Source organism: Microbacterium sp. SORGH_AS_0969 (assembly GCF_030818255.1).
Classification (GTDB): Bacteria; Actinomycetota; Actinomycetes; order Actinomycetales; family Microbacteriaceae; genus Microbacterium.
The window spans coordinates 1,419,272-1,438,351 of sequence record NZ_JAUTAG010000001.1; the positions used below are offsets into that span (position 1 = coordinate 1,419,272).

The 19,080-nt window shown below is 70.6% G+C and carries 15 protein-coding genes; 4 read left to right on the forward strand and 11 right to left on the reverse strand.

The genetic code is table 11. The features are described from left to right. Positions 1-141 precede the first annotated feature (141 nt). Positions 142-2,352, forward strand: a complete 2,211-nt coding sequence (locus tag QE388_RS06590) for a YcaO-like family protein (protein WP_307384100.1) — start codon at positions 142-144, stop codon at positions 2,350-2,352. 79 nt (positions 2,353-2,431) lie between these two features. Then, the gene (locus QE388_RS06595; protein WP_307384103.1) at positions 2,432-3,541 is read left to right on the forward strand and encodes a hypothetical protein; all 1,110 of its coding nucleotides are present in this window, start codon (positions 2,432-2,434) and stop codon (positions 3,539-3,541) included. 8 nt (positions 3,542-3,549) lie between these two features. On the opposite strand, the gene ppsA is transcribed toward QE388_RS06595, so the two are convergent. The 9 genes from ppsA to QE388_RS06640 form a co-directional block, all read right to left on the reverse strand. Further along, entirely contained in the window at positions 3,550-5,976 is a 2,427-nt protein-coding gene (gene ppsA / locus QE388_RS06600; RefSeq protein ID WP_307384105.1) for a phosphoenolpyruvate synthase, read from the reverse strand. Beyond that, complete coding sequence (locus QE388_RS06605; RefSeq protein WP_307384107.1) at positions 5,973-6,815, reverse strand: pyruvate, water dikinase regulatory protein; 843 nt, start codon at positions 6,813-6,815, stop codon at positions 5,973-5,975. Before QE388_RS06605 ends, ppsA begins: the two co-directional genes overlap by 4 nt. Before the next feature lie 116 nt (positions 6,816-6,931). Next, positions 6,932-7,330 carry a hypothetical protein gene (locus QE388_RS06610; RefSeq protein ID WP_307384109.1) on the reverse strand — a complete coding sequence of 133 codons (399 nt, stop codon included), beginning with the start codon at positions 7,328-7,330 and terminating at the stop codon, positions 6,932-6,934. Beyond that, positions 7,330-7,578: a hypothetical protein gene (locus QE388_RS06615; protein ID WP_307384111.1), complete on the reverse strand. Its 249-nt coding sequence runs from the start codon at positions 7,576-7,578 to the stop codon at positions 7,330-7,332. The genes QE388_RS06610 and QE388_RS06615 overlap by 1 nt, the downstream gene beginning before the upstream one ends. A 76-nt stretch (positions 7,579-7,654) precedes the next feature. Then, entirely contained in the window at positions 7,655-8,050 is a 396-nt protein-coding gene (locus QE388_RS06620) for a hypothetical protein (RefSeq protein WP_307384115.1), read from the reverse strand. A 94-nt stretch (positions 8,051-8,144) separates the two neighbouring features. Further along, positions 8,145-8,444: a hypothetical protein gene (locus tag QE388_RS06625; protein WP_307384119.1), complete on the reverse strand. Its 300-nt coding sequence runs from the start codon at positions 8,442-8,444 to the stop codon at positions 8,145-8,147. An 11-nt stretch (positions 8,445-8,455) separates the two neighbouring features. Next, the gene (locus tag QE388_RS06630) at positions 8,456-9,043 is read right to left on the reverse strand and encodes a hypothetical protein (RefSeq protein WP_275801841.1); all 588 of its coding nucleotides are present in this window, start codon (positions 9,041-9,043) and stop codon (positions 8,456-8,458) included. A gap of 35 nt (positions 9,044-9,078) precedes the next feature. Beyond that, positions 9,079-9,477 carry a hypothetical protein gene (locus QE388_RS06635; RefSeq protein ID WP_307384123.1) on the reverse strand — a complete coding sequence of 133 codons (399 nt, stop codon included), beginning with the start codon at positions 9,475-9,477 and terminating at the stop codon, positions 9,079-9,081. Then, complete coding sequence (locus QE388_RS06640; protein ID WP_307384124.1) at positions 9,474-14,867, reverse strand: DUF6531 domain-containing protein; 5,394 nt, start codon at positions 14,865-14,867, stop codon at positions 9,474-9,476. Before QE388_RS06640 ends, QE388_RS06635 begins: the two co-directional genes overlap by 4 nt. Positions 14,868-15,119: 252 nt before the next feature. Here QE388_RS06640 and QE388_RS06645 point away from each other — a divergent pair, with 252 nt between their 5' ends. Next, positions 15,120-15,755, forward strand: a complete 636-nt coding sequence (locus tag QE388_RS06645; protein ID WP_307384125.1) for an acyl-CoA synthetase — start codon at positions 15,120-15,122, stop codon at positions 15,753-15,755. After that, positions 15,752-16,126, forward strand: a complete 375-nt coding sequence (locus QE388_RS06650) for an amino acid transporter (RefSeq protein WP_275801837.1) — start codon at positions 15,752-15,754, stop codon at positions 16,124-16,126. Before QE388_RS06645 ends, QE388_RS06650 begins: the two co-directional genes overlap by 4 nt. Positions 16,127-16,215: 89 nt before the next feature. On the opposite strand, the gene QE388_RS06655 is transcribed toward QE388_RS06650, so the two are convergent. Together QE388_RS06655 and purB are read right to left on the reverse strand one after the other, a co-directional pair. Continuing rightward, positions 16,216-17,256 carry a zinc-dependent alcohol dehydrogenase family protein gene (locus QE388_RS06655; protein WP_307384129.1) on the reverse strand — a complete coding sequence of 347 codons (1,041 nt, stop codon included), beginning with the start codon at positions 17,254-17,256 and terminating at the stop codon, positions 16,216-16,218. A gap of 430 nt (positions 17,257-17,686) precedes the next feature. Next, positions 17,687-19,066, reverse strand: a complete 1,380-nt coding sequence (purB, locus tag QE388_RS06660) for an adenylosuccinate lyase (RefSeq protein ID WP_307384131.1) — start codon at positions 19,064-19,066, stop codon at positions 17,687-17,689. Between the last annotated feature and the right edge of the window lie 14 nt (positions 19,067-19,080).

Consider the following 19,080-nt stretch of genomic DNA (forward strand, 5'->3'; position numbering starts at 1 on the left):
AAACGGTGCTCGCTCCGAACTCCAACCACCACGGTCACGTGGCGACCGCGTTCGCCTGGTCCTGACCTCTCCGCGCGCGGGCTCGGCTTCGGCCGGGCCCGCGCGTGCCCGCTTCCACCCGCTCTCGTGAGGAGACCCCCGATGACGCCCACCCCGCTCGTGCTCGACGCCCGCCCCGCGCGCACCGGTGTCGAGATCCGTCCGCTCGACGAGCGCCGCAGCCTCGTCACCGTCGGTGAGCAGCACCACATCGTCGACGTTCCCGCCGCCGTCGTCCAGGTCCTCCTCTGGGCGTGGCACGAGAGGCGCGACGATCTGATCGGCGTCGAGTTCGCCGAGGCAGCCGCTGCCCTGCGGCCGCTGCTCGCCGCCGCCGCGGTCTCTTCGCCGACCATGATCACCCCGGCCCCGCGACCCGACGCGGGTCCCGCGGTCCGCGCCGTGCTGGCCGGCGACGACGATGTGGTCTCCGCGGCCCGCGCGCGGTTGCGAGCCGATGACGACGTGCTCCCCGCCCCCGTCGGTCCGCCGCGCACCGTCGCGACGACGGCCTTCTCGGCCGACCGCCTCCTCGTCGTCGCCCTGCGCGGCGGCCGCGAGCGCGAGTTCATCGACCTGGACCGCATCTGCCACGACCTCCGCGTGCCGTGGCTGGCCGTCGAGCTCGCCCGCGGTCGGCTGTGGGTCGGCCCGCTCGTCACGCCGGGGGTCGGGGCGTCGTACGAAGACGCGGCAGCCCGCCGTCTGGCATCCGCCCGCAACGCCACCGTCCACCGGGCGCTGCGGGGTCCGGCCGTCGGCGGAGACCAGGGGCCGGATGCCGCTGACTTGCCCGCTCTGCTCGACGCGATGTGGGAGCTGGTCGCGGTCGCCGCTGAGACCGTCGCCCGTGAGGACCTCGCGCAGGCACCGGGTGATCTCCTGCACGAGCTCTGGCTCGGGGAGGGGGAGGTGCGTCACACCGCCCATCCGGTGCTGCCGCTCCCGCACCGGCGCACGCGGCATCGCTCGCACTCCGCGCTCGACCTCGTCGACGAGCGCTCGGGGGTCATCACGCGCGTGCGCGATGTCCGGCATCACGCGCGGGTTCCCGCGGGTCTCGTCACTCGCCAGGCCGACGTCGCCGACATCCGCGCGGTGACGTCGTGGGCCAACAACGTGCTGTGTCAGGGGTCGGCGTTCGACGACGAGGGATCCGCTCACGCGGCCGCGATCGGGGAGTCGGTGGAACGGTACTGCGGCAACATCCTCGACACCCTGCCCGTGCGGCACGGCTCCTTCGCGCAGCTGCGTCGGGCGGGCGTGCCCGCGCTCGATCCCCGCCGGCTCGTCCTCTACAGTGACGCGCAGTACGCCGCGCCCGGATTCCCCTTCGTCCCTCTGGATGCCGACCTCCCCGTGCACTGGGTGCCGGGTCGCTCGGCGGTGACCGGTCGCGAGATCTGGGTGCCGGCATCCCTCGTCTACGTCAACTGGTATTCGGCCGACGTGGCCGCCGCGCCGCCGACGAACTTTTGCGCCTTCGCGGGCATCGCCGCAGGCCCCAGCGAGGAGTTCGCCGTGACCAGCGCGATCGAAGAGGTCGTCGAGCGTCACGCGACGATGGTGTGGTGGCTGAACGCGCAGCCCCTTCCCCGTGTCGAGGGCGTGACCGCGCCGCCGGTCGCCGAGGGCTCGCGCGTCTCGTTCGTCCATCTCGACAACGAGTTCGCCGTTCCCGTCGCCGCCGCGATCCTGCACGACGACGACGATCAGCTGGTCAATGTCGGCTTCTCGGCGCGCCCTGACTTCGCCTCCGCAGCCTCGAAGGCCCTGACCGAGGCGTACACGCTGCAGGAGGGCTCGCGCGACCTGTTGCACGCCGACGGCCTGCACTGGCGCGTCATGACGGAGGGCGAGCTCAACGGTCGGGCGTTCAAGCCCTGGCGGGCCGACCGCCGCTACCTCGACGACTTCCGCGCCGACATGCACGACTGCGACGACCTCATGGTGCAGCAGCAGGTGTACCTCGACCCCCGCGCCGGCCGACGCATGCGCCCTCTCCTGCTCCCGGGGACGACCCGTTCGCCCGACAGCGTGCCCCGGATGCCGGAGCGCTCCCGCGTCGCGATGATCGCCGCCCTCGAACGCGCCGACGTCGAGCCCATCTTGGTCGACATCACGACCCCCGACATCCGCAGCGCCGGGCTCACGGTCGTGCGCGTCGTCGCGCCGGGGACGATCGGTAACGCGCCCGCGGCGTTCCCGTTCCTCGGCCACGGACGCGTCCAGCGCATCGCGGTCGAGCTGGGCTGGCGTGAGACTCCTCTCGCCGAGCACGAGATCAACCTGTTCCCGCTGCCGCATGCCTGATCCGGCGCTGACCGCCCGCCCGGTGCGAGTCCGGCATTCCGCCCCGTTCCCCTCGACTTTCCCACACCTCCAGGTCGCGATGCCCGGGGCGCCCGGTGTCGATGCGCACGCGGTCGTCGTCGACCTCGCCCCTGAAGTCGATCCCGACGCCATCGACGCCGCCGTCCGCCGCCACTGGTGGTCGGCCGATCATGGGCAGCTCGAGGTCCGTCGCGCGTCGGCCCGCGGCCTCGCCGCCGAGGGGGCGCCCGTGCTCCGCGCATCGGATCTCGGCTGGGTCGATCCGATCGAGCGCGCGATGCCCGGCTTCCCGCTCGCGCCCGACGACGACCTCGTCGAACGCCGGTGGGTGCGCGCTCGCCGCGGGAGCGTGGAGGGATGGATGCCGTACACCGCCGCCGTGGCTCGTCCCGGTGATGCGCGGCCCGACGAGCCTCTCGTGCACCCACCGCTGCTGGGCGGGTTCGGTGCGGGTGTCGACAACGACGACGCACGCGCGCAGGCGTCGAGGTCTGTCGTCGTCGACGACGCGCTGTGGTGCTGGTGGACGGGCCTCGCTCCCGCGGCATCCCTCGCTCTCTCTTCTCAGGTGCGGGACTCGTGGGCCGACGCGGACCTGGAACTGACCCTTCGCCGTCTCGATCGCGGAGTGCTCGGCCCGGTCGCTCTGGCCGCCGTCGACGACGGGCGCATCCTGACCGTCGGCGGCGGATACGGACTCGATGCGCCCGGTCAGCGTGCCGCGATCGCCCGAGCGCTGTGGCAGCTCGTGCTGGCCCGGTCGCTCGACGATCCGGGCTCCGACCTGCACGCGCTCGGTGTGCCGGGGGTCGTCCCGCCCCGCGCGGACCGTCGGTACGCTCCCACCGATCCGCGCGCACGCCGACGCCTTCTCGACCCTCTCGCGCACGTGCAGCTCACCCTCGACCCGCGCGTGCGGGCCCGCCTCCGCGAACGGCTCGATGACCTCCGTCCCGGTCCCCCCGCCGTGAGCGTCGCGGGAGAAACGTGGACGGTCGACCTCGCACCCGACGGACGTGTCGTCCGAGCGCTGTGCCCCGACGCGATCCCTCTGCCGTTGGGCGCGTTCCGGCTCGATCCCGCTCTCATCGCGGCGGCCGCGCGACGCCCGGGGGCGAACCCCGTGACGCCGGCAGCCGCCGCGCAGACACCCTTCCCGGGGTGGTGAGCGGGTGCTCAGCCGCGGTGCGACACCCCGAGCTGCGCCTCCGTCAGCACCTCCCCCTTCGGCCGCTCGCTCGCGGCCAGCGCGAGCCACGTCTCGACCACCGTGTCGGGGTTGAGAGACAGCGACTGGATGCCACGCGCCACCAGCCACTCGGCGAAGTCGGGGTGATCAGAGGGCCCCTGTCCGCAGATCCCGACGTACTTGCCCTGGCGCCGACACGCGTCGATCGCCATCCCGAGCAGGTGACGGACCGCCGGGTCTCGCTCGTCGAAAGCGGATGCCATGAGCGCCGAGTCGCGATCGAGCCCGAGGGTCAGCTGGGTCATGTCGTTCGAGCCGATCGAGAAGCCGTCGAAGTGTTCGAGGAACTGCTCGGCGAGGATCGCGTTCGCGGGCAGCTCGCACATCATCACGACCTTGAGACCGTTCTCCCCACGGCGCAGGCCGTTGGTCGCGAGCAGGTCGATGACCGCGGCCGCCTCACCGACGGTGCGGACGAACGGCACCATGATCTGCACGTTCGTGAGCCCCATGTCGTCGCGCACGCGCCGCAGGGCTTCGCACTCCATGTCGAAGCACGCGCGGAACTCCGGCGAGACGTACCGCGCCGCCCCGCGGTAGCCGAGCATCGGGTTCTCCTCGTGCGGTTCGTAGAGCGGACCGCCGATGAGGTTCGCGTACTCGTTCGACTTGAAGTCCGACAGGCGCACGATCACCGGCTCGGGGGCGAAGGCCGCCGCGATCATCGAGACGCCCTCGGCCACGCGCTGGATGAAGTACTCCTCCGGCGACGGGTAGGCCGCCACGCGTGCGCGGATGTCGTCCGCGAGCTCGCCGTCGAGCGCGTCGAGCTCCAGGAGCGCGCGCGGGTGGATCCCGATCTGCCGGTTGATGATGAACTCGAGCCGCGCGAGCCCCACGCCCGCGTTCGGCAGCCTCGAGAACGCGAAGGCCTGGTCGGGGGTGCCGACGTTCATCATGATCTTGGCCGGGGGTTCCGGCATCCGGTCCAACTCGGTCTGCTCTTCAACGAAGGGCAGGATGCCGCCGTACACAAGGCCGTCGTCGCCCTCGGCGCACGAGACCGTGACCTCCTGCCCGTCGGCGAGCGCGCGGGTGGCGACACCCGTGCCGACGACGGCGGGGATGCCGAGCTCGCGGGCGATGATCGCCGCGTGGCACGTCCGGCCGCCCCGGTCGGTCACGATCGCCGAGGCGCGCTTCATGATCGGCTCCCAGTCGGGGTCGGTCATGTCGGCGACGAGCACATCGCCGTGCGCGAAGTCGGCCATCTGGTCGATCGAGGTGAGCACGCGCACGCGTCCCGCGCCGATGCGCTGACCGATCGCGCGCCCCTCGAGCAGCACCGGGCCGCGCTCGGCCAGCACGAAGCGGCGCAGGACGCCCGCCGACTGGCGCGAGACGACCGTCTCGGGGCGGGCCTGCAGCACGTACAGACGCCCGTCGACACCGTCCTTGCCCCACTCGATGTCCATCGGGCGGCCGTAGTGCTCCTCGATGACCAGTGCGATGCGGCCGAGCTCCTCGACCTCCGCGTCGGTGAGCGAGAACTGCGCCCGGTCGGCGGCATCCACCTCCACGAAGGCCGTGCTGTCGTCGACGTGGATGCCATCGGTGTAGCGCATCGCGATGGCCTTCTCGCCCACCGACCGCTTGAGGATCGCCGGGCGCCCGGCGCGGAGGGCCGGCTTGTAGACGTAGAACTCGTCGGGGTTCACCGCGCCCTGCACGACCGCTTCGCCCAGGCCGTACGAGCTGGTGACGAACACGGCGTCCTCGAAGCCCGACTCGGTGTCGAGGGTGAACATGACGCCCGAAGCACCGATATCGGACCGCACCATGCGCTGCACCCCGGCCGAGAGGGCGACCTCGTGGTGGTCGAAGCCGTGGTGCGCGCGGTACGCGATCGCGCGGTCGTTGTAGAGCGAGGCGAAGACGCGACGGATCGCCTGCAGGATGTTCTCGATCCCTCCGATGTTGAGGAAGGTCTCCTGCTGACCCGCGAACGAGGCGTCGGGGAGGTCTTCCGCGGTCGCGCTCGAACGGACGGCCCAGGTGACGGCATCCGGATCCGACTCCTCCGCCACGAGCGCCGCGTAGGCGGTGCGGATGTCGGTCTCGAGATCGGCCGGGAAGGGCTGCTCCTCGATCCAGGCGCGCACCCGGGCTCCCAGTTGGCTCAGCGCGGCGACGTCGTCGACGTCGATGCCCTCGACCGCCGCGCGGATGCGCTGGTCGAGCCCGCCCTCGGCGAGGAAGCGTCCGAATGCATCAGAGGTGGTGGCGAACCCGGGCGGGACCCGGACGTCGGCGGATGCCAGGTGCGACACCATCTCGCCGAGCGAGGCGTTCTTGCCGCCGACCTGCGCGAGATCGCTCATGCCGATCTCGTCGAAACGAAGGATGTTGGTCATGGGGTGGGCCTTTCGTGGGGGCGGTCCCGCAGTTTCATCGACTGCAGGATCACGGCGGACATCTCCTCGACGCTCCGGGTCGCGGAGCTGAGGAACGGAATGCGGTTGCGGCGGTAGAGGTCTTCGGCCCGGCGGATCTCGAGGGTGCACTGGGCGAGGCTGGCGTACGTCGAGTTCGGGCGGCGCTCGTGTCGCACCTGGCTGAGGCGCAGCGCGGTGGTGGTGAGCCCGAAGCAGCGATCCGCGTGCGGGGCGACGATGCGCGGCAGGCCGTCGGTGGGGAAGTCGTCGTCGGTGAGCGGATAGTTCGCCACGAGGAGCCCGTAGTGCAGGGCGAGGTACATCGTGGTCGGCGTCTTCCCGCAGCGGGAGGGCGCGACGATGATGACGTCGGCGGTGTCGAGCGCGCGGCCGCTCTGGCCGTCGTCGTGCTCGATCGCGAACTCGACCGCGCGCATGCGCGCGAAGTACCGCTCGAGGTCGCCGAGCCCGTGATACTGCCCCGAGCGCTGCTCGGCGGGGGTGTCGAGCGCGGCTTCGAGCTCGGTCAGGTGCCCCGCGAGGAGATCGATGACCACCGCCGCGGAGCCGGCGATCAGAGCCCGGATGCCGGCATCCTTCACCGTGGCGAAGACGATCGGCGCGGCCTCCGGCGTCGTCGCGCTCTGCAATGCCGCGGCGACGGTCGACACGGGCGTCACCGTCCCCACGAAGGGGATGGTGTGGCGATCGAAGTGGGCGGCGGGGAAGTTGGCGAGGAGCGCGTTGCCGAGGGTCTCGGCGGTGATCCCCGTGCTGTCGGACACGAAGAACACCGCGCGCGTGGCGGCGCTCAGCACGGTGTCCGCGGCGTCGTGGGGTGGGCCATGCGACGACGCTAGGGAAGTTCACTCAGAATTCCTGCGCCGAACGAAAGTAAGAAACTGGATTCTTATCCGATGCGTAATCCGCGCTCTCAGGGCACTGCTTCGTAGGACTGCACGCTGGCAAGACCGATCAACGGCATGATGCGAGCCGAGACCCACCCCACCTGGAAGTCGTAGACGCCCGGTCGGAACTCGGCGGCGACGCGCGCGGAGTTGTCGAAGGTGACGCCCCTCTGGAGCACGACGTCACCGCACTCCGTGGTGTGGAGGAGCACGCTGGGAAGGCTGCTCGACCCTTTGAACCCGCCGGAGGACTCTCGGGGCTCCGCGGAGGTGACGGTGCACCGCCACGTGGTCAGCACGTTGTTCTCGAGCGGCGGTCCGATGAAGAGCGTGAACACGGTGAGCGCGAACCCCAGTGCGACGACGAGCAGTGACGCGAGGAACGCGAGTTTGCTCGGAGGCTTCTTCTTTCGACCCGCCGGCATCAACGCCCCTCGGTCAGGATGCCGTTGACCTCGGTCTCGATCGCGCGTGCGCGCGCGGCGGTCTCGGGGCTGCCCGCGTGCACCCCGGGCGCGAGCCGCGTCAGGACGCTTCGCAGGCGCATCAGGATCTCGGTGCCGGTCGAGCCGCCCGCGATCGCGTCGTCGATCTCGCGGGACCAGTTCTGGTGCCCGGCGGCGTCGAGCTCGTCGCGCAGTCCGCGCGCCGTCGCGAGAACGTCGTAGGCCATGAGAGGACTTCCTGTCTGCTCGAGCGACAACGGACGAAGAGCATCTCGGCTGGTCGTCGCGCGGTCGGCATCCGGTTCATTCCCGCAGGAAGGTGAAACTCTTTACCGTCGGAAGGCCGTCGGGCAGAAGCGGCATGATCGTGCGGGAGAACCATCCCGTCTCGATGTTGTACACCCCCGGCGCGAACGACGCAGCGATCTCGGCACTGTTGTCGAAGGTGACCCCCTGCTGCCAGCTCAGGGCTCCGCAGTCGTTCGTCTCGATTCGGACGATGGGGAGGGTCGGGCTTCGTCCGCCCCCGGAGGATGCCGCGCTCGCCCCCGTCACCGTGCACTCGCGGCCCTCGATCCCGATGTCGTCCCAGATGGGAATCAGGACAACTCCCAACGCCGCGAGCATCATCAGGGTGAGCGCGCCGAGCACCGCGCCGCGCTTGAGGGAGCGTCGTGACGTCTGGCATCGCCGGCTCATGCGTTCGGCCACTGCTCGCGTGGCGGGGCGGCCCGGAACTTCACCATCGACATCCCTTTCCCCTTGCGCCGCGTGTCGGCTCTTCGGCGCCCGATCAGACGAGACGCCTGAGAGAGTCGTAGACGGCTTCCCGTCGTTCATCGATTCTGCGATTGTTCTCGACATCGGGGACGATGCCGTCCATCAACACGAGGTCGGTGAACGAGTTCATCCCTCCGAAGACCGCCAGGCCGCGGGCGGCCGCCTCGCGAACCTCGTCCGGGCTGCCGGCGCGAAGGAGGTCACGGGCGACCCCGTCGAAGAACGTCGCGTATCGGTCTTCGTCGACGGTTCTCAGCGCCTGGGCGATCGTCACCACGTCTGCGACCGCGCTGTCGACGAGTCCCGCGTTCATCGAGGTGCTCCTCACCTCTCCTGCAGGGGGCGGGCGGCGTCGGGGATCGGGAGGTCGGGGCGGTACTGCCGGAAGTATTCGATGAGCTGCGGGTAGCCGAGCATGATGCCGGTGGCGTAGAACCGGGTTTTCGATCCGGTCTTTCCGAGGATGCCGCCGTAGTTGCTCGTGATGTGCGGGGCGAGGGCCGTGAGCTCGGCGAGGGGGATCTCGCGGGGTGCCGCGATCATCGGGAAGGACCAGATGGTGTCGGGGGTCACTTCGAGCCGTAGGCGGTGCATGCCCTTGGCGAGAAGGATCAACAGGATGCCGCCGACGACAGTGGCAACGCCGGCGATCCTCATCGCTGGCGGTGATGCCGGACGGGTGAAGGCGACCAACGCGATGACGGCTCCCAGCGCGACGACGGCGATGCCGACGGTGCGGATGAGCACGCGTTGCCAGCGTCGGGTGGAGACGACGAAGAGGACGTTGGCCTTGGTGGCCTTGTATGTCGCGGTCGACGGCGAGCGGCGGATGCCGGCCGACACGGCGAGTGTGACGATGACCATCGCGGCGACGGCGACTCCGACACTCACGGCCGTGGTGGAGAAGTTCATGGCTCAGCCTTTCATGCACTCGATCGGGGCGTCGGTCAGCTCACGGGCTCATACGACTGGGCCTCGGGAAGCCCGTTCGGGAGGAGTCTGATCAGGAAAGCGGATACCCAACCAATCTGGAAGTCGTAGGTACCTAGCACGAAGTCAGCGGCGATTTCAGTGTTGTTGTCGAAGGTCACGCCGTTCTGAAGGGCGATGTCACCGCAGTCGCTCGTGTGCAGGAGCACGCTGGGCAGCGTGGTCGATCCCTTGAATGTTCCCGACGATTCTCGCGGCTCGGCGGATGTCACGTCGCACCTCCAGGTGGTGAGTACGTTCTTCTCCAGCCCGGGGGCAACGAACAGCACGAAAATGACGACCGCCACCATGAGAAGGAAGATCGATCCGAGCACCTTCAGCTTCAGCGACGATTTGCGCCTGGTAGAGGTCATCACGGCGCCCACCTTCCCACGACGGGTCCGTCTGCGCCGTTCGCCAGTCCCTGGAGCAGACCGCTCGTGATGTCCGTCGGGGTCGGGCCGCCGGGTTTGAGAGCACTGTTGGCCAAACCGCTGAGGGCTCCGGTGACGTGGCTCACTCCGAGCTCGGTCAACATGCTGCCGTAGTTGAACGGCGCAGCGTGGCGGCCGCTGCTGGTCGCTGCGACGAAGTTGGGGAACTGTGCGGCGACCGCGTCTGAGAGCCCCTTGCCCAAGTACCCGGAGACCGCTGATCCTCCGGCTCCCGTGAGGAAGCCCGACGTGCCCGCCTGCAGGTAGCCCGGCAGGGAGTGGTCGCCGTCACTGAACTGGTAATCGAGCAGGTTGCCTGTGGATCCGCTGGTGCCACCTGCCACGATCCCGCGGTTAAGGGGATCCTTGAGCAGGTTGTACAGGTTCTGCACGCCCTTGCCTGCGTCATCCGCAAACGAGGCGATGCGCACGACATCCTTCGCCCTGGCCAGCCCCGCTGCGACGCCTCCTCCGACAGCTCCTGAGACGGCGCCGGTGAGCGTGTCCGTCCCGACCTTTCCCCAGTCGACCGTTCCCGTCGTGGTCTTCTGCGAGATGTACGACGTACCGCCGGATATGAGAGCCCCGCTGGCGGCACCGATGAGGACAGCGCCGACCGGCCCACCAACCCCGGTGAACATCAGCCCCACTCCGACGACCACGACGGCTCCGGCGAGGATGACGTCCCAGTTGTCCCCGACCCAGTCCGCCGCCGTGGCCAGCGCCCCCTGGTGCGCCTCGGCGTACGCCGTGAGCTCGGCATCCGTCACCGGCCGCAGGCCCAGCGGGTCGGTGGCGTGAAGCGGGTCGTTCCCCGCGAACGAGTAGGGGTTGGTGCCCCACACCGCGCCGATGGGCGCCTCGAGCGGGTCGGTGGTGAGGAAGCCGCGCGTCGACGGATCGTAGGCGCGCGCCCCCATCCACTCGAGCCCGGCGATCGCCAGGTCTCCGCTCGGGGTGATCGAGACCGCGCCACCGCCCAGCGACTGGACGGCGCGCAGAGCGGCCCACGGCTCGTCCGCCGCCGCGGAGCGCGCGTCGCGCCAGCCGCCGACGACCCACTCGCCGTCGATTCCCGCGAGGGCGCCCGGCGCACGGAAGACATCGGTCGATCCGACCCGCAGCGCACGAGGCATACCGTCGGCGGTGTCCCAGAGCAGGCGGATGCCGTCGACCTCGACGAGATCGCCGAGCGCATCGACGTGGAGCGAGGTCTGACGCGCCTCACCGTCGGAGAGGCGTTCGGTCACGCTCCGCAGCCAGCCGCGTTCCTCCCACGAGTAGGTCGTCTCGTGGTCGAGAGCGACCTCGCGCATACGACGTCCGCGGGCGTCGTAGGAGAAGGTCGTCTCACCGTCCGCGTCGGTCATCGACACGAGCTGTCCGGCCTCGTCGTACGTCGACACGCGCTCGCCGTGGCGAGTCGTCTCGCTCACGAGGCGGCCGGCGTCGTCGTAGCGCCAGAGGGTCTCGCCGTCCGCGTTCACCGCCGAGACCAGCTGTGCCGCGTCATCGTGCAGGTAACGCGTGGTGCCCGTGGCATCCGTGATCGCGAGGATCCGGCCGGTGTGGTCGCGCTCGATGCGCGTCACGGTCGCGCCCGTGGCATCGGTCCGCGTGTGCGCGACCGGGAAGCCGTCTGCGTAGTCCCAGGTCTGCAGGCTGTCGCCTGCGCGGGCTTCGAGGATCCGCCCGAACGCGTCGCGCGTGTAGTGCACGGCGCCGAGGCGGGAGTGATCCAGACGGGTGAGGCGGCCCGCGGCATCCCGTGTGTAGTCGACGGTGACCCCCGTGGGGGTGACGAGGCGGGTGCGAGCACCGTCGGCGTCGTACTCCCACCGCGTCGTCTCGTCGCCCGTGACGCGCTCGACGAGCCGGCCGATGCGGCTGTAGCGCAGCGTGTGGGACACGGTTTCGGCGCCGGTGTGGTCGACGACCGTGGCGGATCGTTCACCCGGATCGCGGCGGATCTCGGTGACCCGGCGCCCGTCGACCGAGAGACCGGATGCCAGCCCCGCAGCGTCGTACGTCCACTCGGTCGTGACGCCGTCCGGCGCCGTCTGCGCGATCTGGCGACCGGCTGCGTCATACGCGGCGGTGGTCACCCGCCCGAGCGGGTCGGTCTGCGAGGCGACCTGGTCGAGGTCGGTGTACGCGCGCGTCGTCACCGATCCGAGGGGATCGGTGATCGACACCAGGCGCCCCCGGTCGTCATAGGCGTACCGGGTGACCCCACCGATGCCGTTCGTGGCGGCGACGAGCTGGCCGGCGGCGTCGTACGAGAAGCGACGGATGCCGTAGCGCGCGTCCTGCGCGAAGGTCAGGCGCCCCGCTTTGTCGTAGCCGAGCCGCGTGACACCCACGCCGGGGGTGTCGAGGCGAACCACGCGTCCGACCTCATCGTAGGTGGTCTCGGCGCGTTCTCCGGTGGGGAGGATGCGGGCGACGATGCGGGAGTCGGCATCGTATTCGAGGGTGGTGCGGGCGTCGTTGCCGTCGATGGCCGCGACGGGACGGCCGCAGTGGTCGTACTCGTACCGGGTCGTTCGTCCCGCGGGGGTCGTGATCGTGGTGACACGCCCGGCCAGGTCGCGTTCGATGCGGGTGAGGCCGCCGTCGGCGTCGACGAGCTCCACCGGTCGCCCGCACGCGTCGTAGGTGATGAGCGATGGGTTGCCCGCGGCATCCTGGATCCTCTCCGGCCGGCCGTAGCTGTCGTAACGGACCGAGGTCTCTTCGAATGCGGTGCGCACCGTGAAGGTGGTGTCCTCGCGCGAGATGTCAGTGTGCACGCCGGTGGGATCGGTCGTGCGCACCAGCTCGCCGACGGCGTCGTACTCGCGGGTCCAGACCCCGCCCGTGGGATCGGTGATCTCGCGCAGGCGGGAGAGGGCGTCGTGGGTGAAGCCCCAGGTCGCGCCGTCGGGGAGGGTCATCGCGGTGACGTTGCCGAAGGCGTCGAACGACCGGTCGATGGCCCGGCCGAGCGGGTCGGTGGTTCGGGTGAGGCGGCCGTGGGGGCCGTACTCGAGCTCGGTGCGCGCGCCGAGGGGGTCGATGATCGCGGTGATCTGTCCGCCGGGGCCGTGTTCGTAGCGCCAGATCGCGCCGTCCGGATCTTCGCGGGATGCCAGGGCGCCGGTGTCGCCGTACACGTATCGCGTGACGGCACCGAGGGGGGTGATGGCCTGGGTGACCCGGCCGGTGGCGTCGCGAAGAAGCTTCGCGACCGCGCCGTCGGCGTTGCGGGTCGCGGTGAGTTCGCCGTGCGCGTCGTAGTCGAGACGGACGACGACACCCTCGGGGTCTTCGACGCGGCGGAGGAGCCCGTTCTCCCAGTCGAGCTCGGTGACACCCCCACCGGGATCAGTCACCCGGGACGGGTTCCGCTCCAGATCGTTGGGGTAGTCGTAGGTGACGACACCGCCGTCGGCGGTGACGACGGTGGTGACGCGGTCGTGGTCGTCGTACCCGTAGGTGATGTCGGCGCCGTCGGGGGTGACGGTGCGGGTCTTGCGTCCGCGGGTGTCGTACGCGTGGACGGTGATGCGTCCTTCGCGGTCGGTGACGGAGACGAGGTTGCCGGTGGGGTCGTACGCCATCGACTGGCGGTTGCCGTCGGTGTCGATGATCCCGACGAGGCGGCCCTTGCGGTCGGCGATCCACGTGTTCGCGTTCGACCCATCGGCGTCTGCGACCTCGGTGACGCGGCCGGAGAGGTAGGTGAAGCGGGTGTGACGCCCGAACTCCGTGGTCTGCTCCCGCACGCGCCGCTGCGCGTCGTACACGTTGGTGCACTCGATCACACCGGTCGCGGCGGTGACCTGGTCGATGAGGTCGTCGTCGTTCCACCGGTACGTCCGCGTCCCCGCCGGACCGGTGACCGCGGTGAGGCGCCGGTCGTCGTCGTACAGGTACTCGACCCGGCGCCCGTCGGAGGAGGTGACGGATGCCACGAGCCCGTCGACGTAGTCGACGTCGATGCGGCGGTTGCGGGAGTGCTCCAGGGCTGTTACGGCTCCGGATGCGTCACGGAGAACGGTCATGACGTTGCCGGCTCCCGCGCCGGCGGCGACCCAGTCGCCGCCGGTGGTGAACGCCCACCACGCCCCCGCGTTGTCGGTGACGAGCAGCCCGTCCGGCGCGGTGAGACCCCGCGCCGCGAGCTCCGCCGCGCTCGCCCGGTTCAGCCAGTAGTTCTCCCCCGTCCCGCGGGCCCAGTCGCGCCCATCGACGCCGAACACGATCTGCCGCCCGTCCGCCATCACGAACCGGGCATCGTCCTCACCCAGTACCAGGGTGGTGTCCAGGATCGACGACCACCCGACACCGAACACCCCCGCCCCGTCGTTGAGGGAGTTGTACATGCGTGTCAGCGACAGCAACGCCGTCGCCGCGGGGAACGGCAGGTCGTTCTCCGGCTCGAGGAAATTGCCCGTGGCGGAGTTCACCGGGTCGTTCACGAACCCCGTCGTCGGAGCCCCACCCCACGCCGTCGGCGGGTCGATCACCAGATCCTGACGGGTCGCGGACACCCCCGCCGCGGCCAGCGACGCCGCCAACGCGGCATCCGACACCGTCCCGATCCCCCCGTTCGTCCCGGCGTCCTCGAACGCCTGCGCGATCGTGTTCGCCCACGCCGTGTCGTTCGCATTCGCGTCCAACCACGCGCGGAAACCCGCGACGACCGGACTGACATCAATGCCACCGAAATCGCACGTCGCCATGAAATCGCCGGTCCACTCCGACAGACGCCCCGGGTGCGCCGAGAGGCCGGCGTCCAATTCCGCGGTGCCGTTGGCGAACGACCGGAGGTTCTCGGGGCGCGCCGACGACGTGCCGCCGCCCCCGCCTCCGCTGCCCGGTGCGGGCGTCTGTCGGGGCGACGACGTCAGCGTCGTGGCCTGGAACACCGGCGGATCGATCGGCCCCGCGGTGGGCGGCGGCTCCTCGCCGAAGATGTCGTCCCACGTCGCGTCCAGCCAGTTCGACCGCCGCGCCTCGACTCGGTCGCGCCACTCCCGCGCGCGCTTGCGCCGCGCGTTCTCCTCCCGCGCCGCATCGCTCAGGCGCCCCATGAACGACGCCACGTCGCGCAGTCGGTAGACCAGCTCGCGCGCGTCGCTCGCCGCGATGTCGGCGTTCGCGTTGAACAGCTCGGAGAAGTAGCCCGAGAAATCGGTCCGCGCCGTCGCGGCGTACGAGATCCGCGACGCGGTCTGATCTTCGATGTGGTTCGCGGCCGCGTTCGCCGCCGACGCGACAGCGTCGGCCCGTCCGAAGTCGTACGTCAGGTCAGGTGCCCCATACACCTCGAGATCGACATCAGCCACCGAAAACCCCCCAGTCGTCCCGCGGTCACACACCGACCGCTCATGGCGACAGAAAGGATAACTCGCCACCCTTTTTCGTCCCGGAAGACTTGATTTTGCTCGGCGTCTGCAGCAAGAAGACGGCCGTTCCGCTCCCGCACGGCGTCACCTGGGGATTGCCGATGAGCCCGTCAGCATCCAGGCTCTCCGGAGGTCGCGCGCTCCCCGAGGAATAGACTGGATGCCATCGACACCGTTCTTCCGGGATCTTCCGTGGCCACTTCCTCTTCTGCGCGCGCCTTCGACGTGCGTCATCTGCAGCTCGCGCGCGCCTTCTTCGCCGCCATCGCCGCTGCCATGGTCACCTTCTCGTCCGACCACTCCGCGTCCGTGGGCCTCGCCGTCTTCAGCGGGTTCACGCTCGCCACGGCGCTCGTGTTCGCCCTGTCGGCCTGGCTCGTCTTCCCGCGCGGATCCCGCGCGACGGTCATCGTCCTCGCCGTCGTCTCGGCCGTGGCAGGCATGGCCGCGAGCGTTCCGTCGTGGCGAGAGACCGGCACCTTCTTCGCCATCGTGATCGCGTGGGCGTTCGTGAGCGGTCTCATCGAGGTGATCGCCGCGGTCCGCGATCGTCGAGCCGGGCGCGTCGCGGCCGCTCCCCGTGACGGCCTGCTCATCGGCATCCTGACTCTCGTCCTCGGCGTCGGCCTCCTGGTCACCAACCCGCAGTTCGCCCTCGGCTACGCGATCGAGGGGGCGGGTTCGTTCACCCTGACCGGGATCGTCATCGCCGTCGGGCTCTTCGGCGGTTACGCGGCGGTCGTCGCCGTCTTTCTGGCGATCGCGGGCTTCTCTCCGCGCCGCCCCGAGCCGATTCCGGCTGCACCCACCGAGGAGGCCGTGTCGTGACCGACAAGCCCGCCGAAAAGCCGACCCGCCGTGACCTGATGAAGCCCGTCCAGCTGCTGGGCCTCGCCTTCGGCGCCGCCGTGTTCGCCGGTTTCGTCACGCTCATGTCGATGGGTTTCTTCCAGACGCGTCCCGCCGACGAGATCCAGCGCGCTCTCGTGGTCGGTCTCGTCGCCGCCGGCGTCACCTTCATCGTGGTGCTCGTGAGCGTCGCGCTCATGCTTCTCGTCGTCGACCCCGCGAAGGTCACCGCGACCGTCGACCGGCCGCTGCTGCTTCCGAAAGAGACTCCGGATGCCACCGCCCCCGACGCCGCGAACGCCCCCGAGGCTCCGCCGGCCGACGGCGGTCCCGAGAAGCCGCGGGGCTAGCGGCCTCGGGAGGAGTTTCCCGGGAGGGAGGACGAGCCGAGGCCCCGGCATCCTCCCGCCGCCGAATCTCCTCCGCTCGCGGCGCGACCTCAGTCCCGCCGCGGATCGATCATCGTCATGCCCGCCGGTGAGGCCGTGTCCATGCCGGGGAGCAGGGTCGCCGCCTCGCTCAGCCCGATGACGCGCTCGATCAGGTCGTGCGGGCGCAGCGCACCGCTCTCGATCAGCGAGAGCATCTCGGGATAGTCGACCGCGGCCATGCCGTGGCTGCCCAGGAGGTCGAGCTCCCACGCGATGACGCGCGCCATCGGCATCGGGGTCATCCCGTCGGCCGTGGGCAGCAGCCCGATCTGCACGTGGCGTCCCCGCCGGCGCAGGCTCAGCACCGCGTCGCGCGAGGTCTGAGCACTGCCGACCGCATCGACGGCGACGTGGCTCCCGCCGCCGGTGATCTCGTGCACCACGGCGGCGATGTCGGACCCGTCGGCGAGAAGCGTGTGCTCGGCGCCGAGGCGGGCGGCCGCCTCGAGAGCCGCGGGTGTGCGGTCGACGACGATCACGCGCGCGCCGAGGGCGACCCCGATCATCACCGCGCTGAGGCCCACTCCGCCGGCCCCGACGACGGTGACCCACTCGCCCGCCTGCACGCGGGCGCGGCCGGTCAGGGCGCGGTACGCCGTGGCGAAGCGGCATCCGAGCGCCGCAGCCGCCTCGAAAGAGACGCCGTCGGGGATCCGCACGACGTTCGTGTCGGCCGCGCGCAGGACGACCCGCTCGGCGAACGAGCCCCACTGCGTGAACCCGGGCTGCTGCTGGTCGGGGCACACCTGCGCGTCGCCCGCGAGGCACCACTCGCACGCCCCGCAGCCCATCACGAACGGCACGGTGACGCGGTCGCCGACGCTCCACCGCTGAACGCCCGCGCCGACCTCGACGATGACGCCCGCCAGCTCGTGCCCGGGAACGTGGGGGAGCGAGACGTCGTCATGCCCGACCCACGCGTGCCAGTCGCTCTTGCAGAGCCCGGTCGCGTGCACCTCGACCACGACCCCGCCGTCCGGAGCGGTCGGGGCCTCGACGTCGCGCACCTCGAGGGGTGCGGCCAGGGCGTCCATGATCATCGCGCGCATGGCATCCATTCTCCCGCGCAGCCGCAGCCGCAGCCGCAGCCGGGCGGCCGCGCAGCCGGGCGGCCGCGCAGCCGGGCAGCCGGGCGGCCACGCAGCCGCGCAGCCGGGCGGCCACGCAGCCCCCGCGATCCGGGGCCATGACCGTCCGGGTGGCGGGCCGAACTCCTGAGAAATCGCGCCCGGCGAGCCCCGGCCCGCAGAAATCAGCCGGTCGCCGGCCGACAACGCTCGAGTTCTCAGGAGTCTCGCCCCGGCCGGATCAGGGCCGGGACGCAGGCACGCCCGCACCGGACGACGAGTCTCGAGGGGACGGGCGGCTGCGCGCGGCGTGCAGAACTCCTGAGAAACGGCCATCGTCGGCCCCACGTCCCGCCGGATGTCATGCCGCGTCCCGATCTCTCAGGAGTTTGGCACCGGCGTGGCGGTCGTGTCAGAGAGAGTCGACCACCCGCGACGCCAGGCCCGCGTAGGCGGCGGGGGTCAGGGCGAGCAGGCGCTCCTTCGCGGCATCCCCGATGTCGAGGCCGCGGACGAACTCGGCCAGCTCGGGGGCACCGACGCGGCGACCGCGCGTGAGGTCCTTCAGCAGCGCGTACGGGTCGGTGATCGTCGAGCGACCGGCGGCGATCTCGGCGCGCACCACGGTCTGGATGGCCTCGGCGAGCACTTCCCAGTTCACGTCGAGGTCGGCCAGAAGCACGTCCTCGGCGAGCGAGATCTCGGTGAGGCCGCGCTGCAGGTTGTCGAGCGCGAGCAGCGAGTGGCCGAACGCGACGCCGATGTTGCGTTGCGTCGTCGAGTCGGTCAGGTCGCGCTGCATCCGGCTCGTCACGAGGGTGGATGCCAGGGTGCTGAACAGTCCACCGGCGATCTCGAGGTTCGCCTCGGCGTTCTCGAAGCGGATCGGGTTGATCTTGTGCGGCATCGTCGACGAGCCGGTGGCTCCCGCGACGGGGATCTGCGTGAAGTACCCGAGCGAGATGTAGGTCCAGATGTCGGTGGCGAGGTTGTGCAGGATGCCACCCGCGTGGCGCGCGCGGTCGTAGAGCTCGACCTGCCAGTCGTGCGACTCGATCTGCGTCGTGACGGGGTTGAACCCGAGACCGAGCGACTCGATGAACTCGCGGGTCAGGGCGGGCCAGTCGACGTCGGGCTCGGCGGCGACGTGCGCCGACCAGGTGCCGGTCGCGCCAGAGAACTTCGCGAGGTACTCCCCGGCATCCAGCTGACGGATGACGCGCTCGAGGCGCCACGCGAACACGCCGATCTCTTTGCCCATCGTCGTGGGCGTCGCGGGCTGGCCGTGCGTGCGCGAGAGCATCGCGGCGTCGCGGTGCTTCACCGCGAGCTCGGCGAGGGCCACGGTGACGGCGCGGAGCTTTGGCAGCCACACACGCTCGACGGCCCGCTTCACGGTCAGGGCGTAGGCGGTGGAGTTGATGTCTTCGCTCGTGCACGCGAAGTGCGTGAGCTCGGCCAGGGCGGTGAGCCCGAGGCTGTCGAGGCGGTCGCGCACGAGGTACTCGACGGCCTTGACGTCGTGGCGCGTCACCGCCTCTTTCTCTTTGAGCCAGGCGATCTCGTCGGCGCCGAACTCCTCGTACAGGGCACGGAGCTTCGCCCGGTCGGCGTCGGACACCGGCGAGGTGCCGAACAGCGAGCGGTCGGTCAGGGCCAGGAGCCACTCGACCTCGACCTCGACGCGGGCGCGGTTCAGGCCCGCCTCCGACAGATAATCGCCGATTTCTGCGACGGTGCCGAAGTACCGGCCGTCGAGCGGGCTGAGGGGCTGCGGAGGCAGAGCGGACACGGGTCTCCCGGGGG

What these genes read in the sequence shown, in the direction of transcription:
- QE388_RS06595 (WP_307384103.1), top strand. Translation starts at nt 2,432, where the DNA reads ATGCCCGGGGCGCCCGGTGTCGATGCGCACGCGGTCGTCGTCGACCTC.
- QE388_RS06655 (WP_307384129.1), bottom strand. Translation starts at nt 17,256, where the DNA reads ATGCGCGCGATGATCATGGACGCCCTGGCCGCACCCCTCGAGGTGCGC.
- ppsA (WP_307384105.1), bottom strand. Translation starts at nt 5,976, where the DNA reads ATGACCAACATCCTTCGTTTCGACGAGATCGGCATGAGCGATCTCGCG.
- QE388_RS06625 (WP_307384119.1), bottom strand. Translation starts at nt 8,444, where the DNA reads ATGAACGCGGGACTCGTCGACAGCGCGGTCGCAGACGTGGTGACGATC.
- QE388_RS06620 (WP_307384115.1), bottom strand. Translation starts at nt 8,050, where the DNA reads ATGAGCCGGCGATGCCAGACGTCACGACGCTCCCTCAAGCGCGGCGCG.
- QE388_RS06630 (WP_275801841.1), bottom strand. Translation starts at nt 9,043, where the DNA reads ATGAACTTCTCCACCACGGCCGTGAGTGTCGGAGTCGCCGTCGCCGCG.
- QE388_RS06590 (WP_307384100.1), top strand. Translation starts at nt 142, where the DNA reads ATGACGCCCACCCCGCTCGTGCTCGACGCCCGCCCCGCGCGCACCGGT.
- QE388_RS06615 (WP_307384111.1), bottom strand. Translation starts at nt 7,578, where the DNA reads ATGGCCTACGACGTTCTCGCGACGGCGCGCGGACTGCGCGACGAGCTC.
- QE388_RS06610 (WP_307384109.1), bottom strand. Translation starts at nt 7,330, where the DNA reads ATGCCGGCGGGTCGAAAGAAGAAGCCTCCGAGCAAACTCGCGTTCCTC.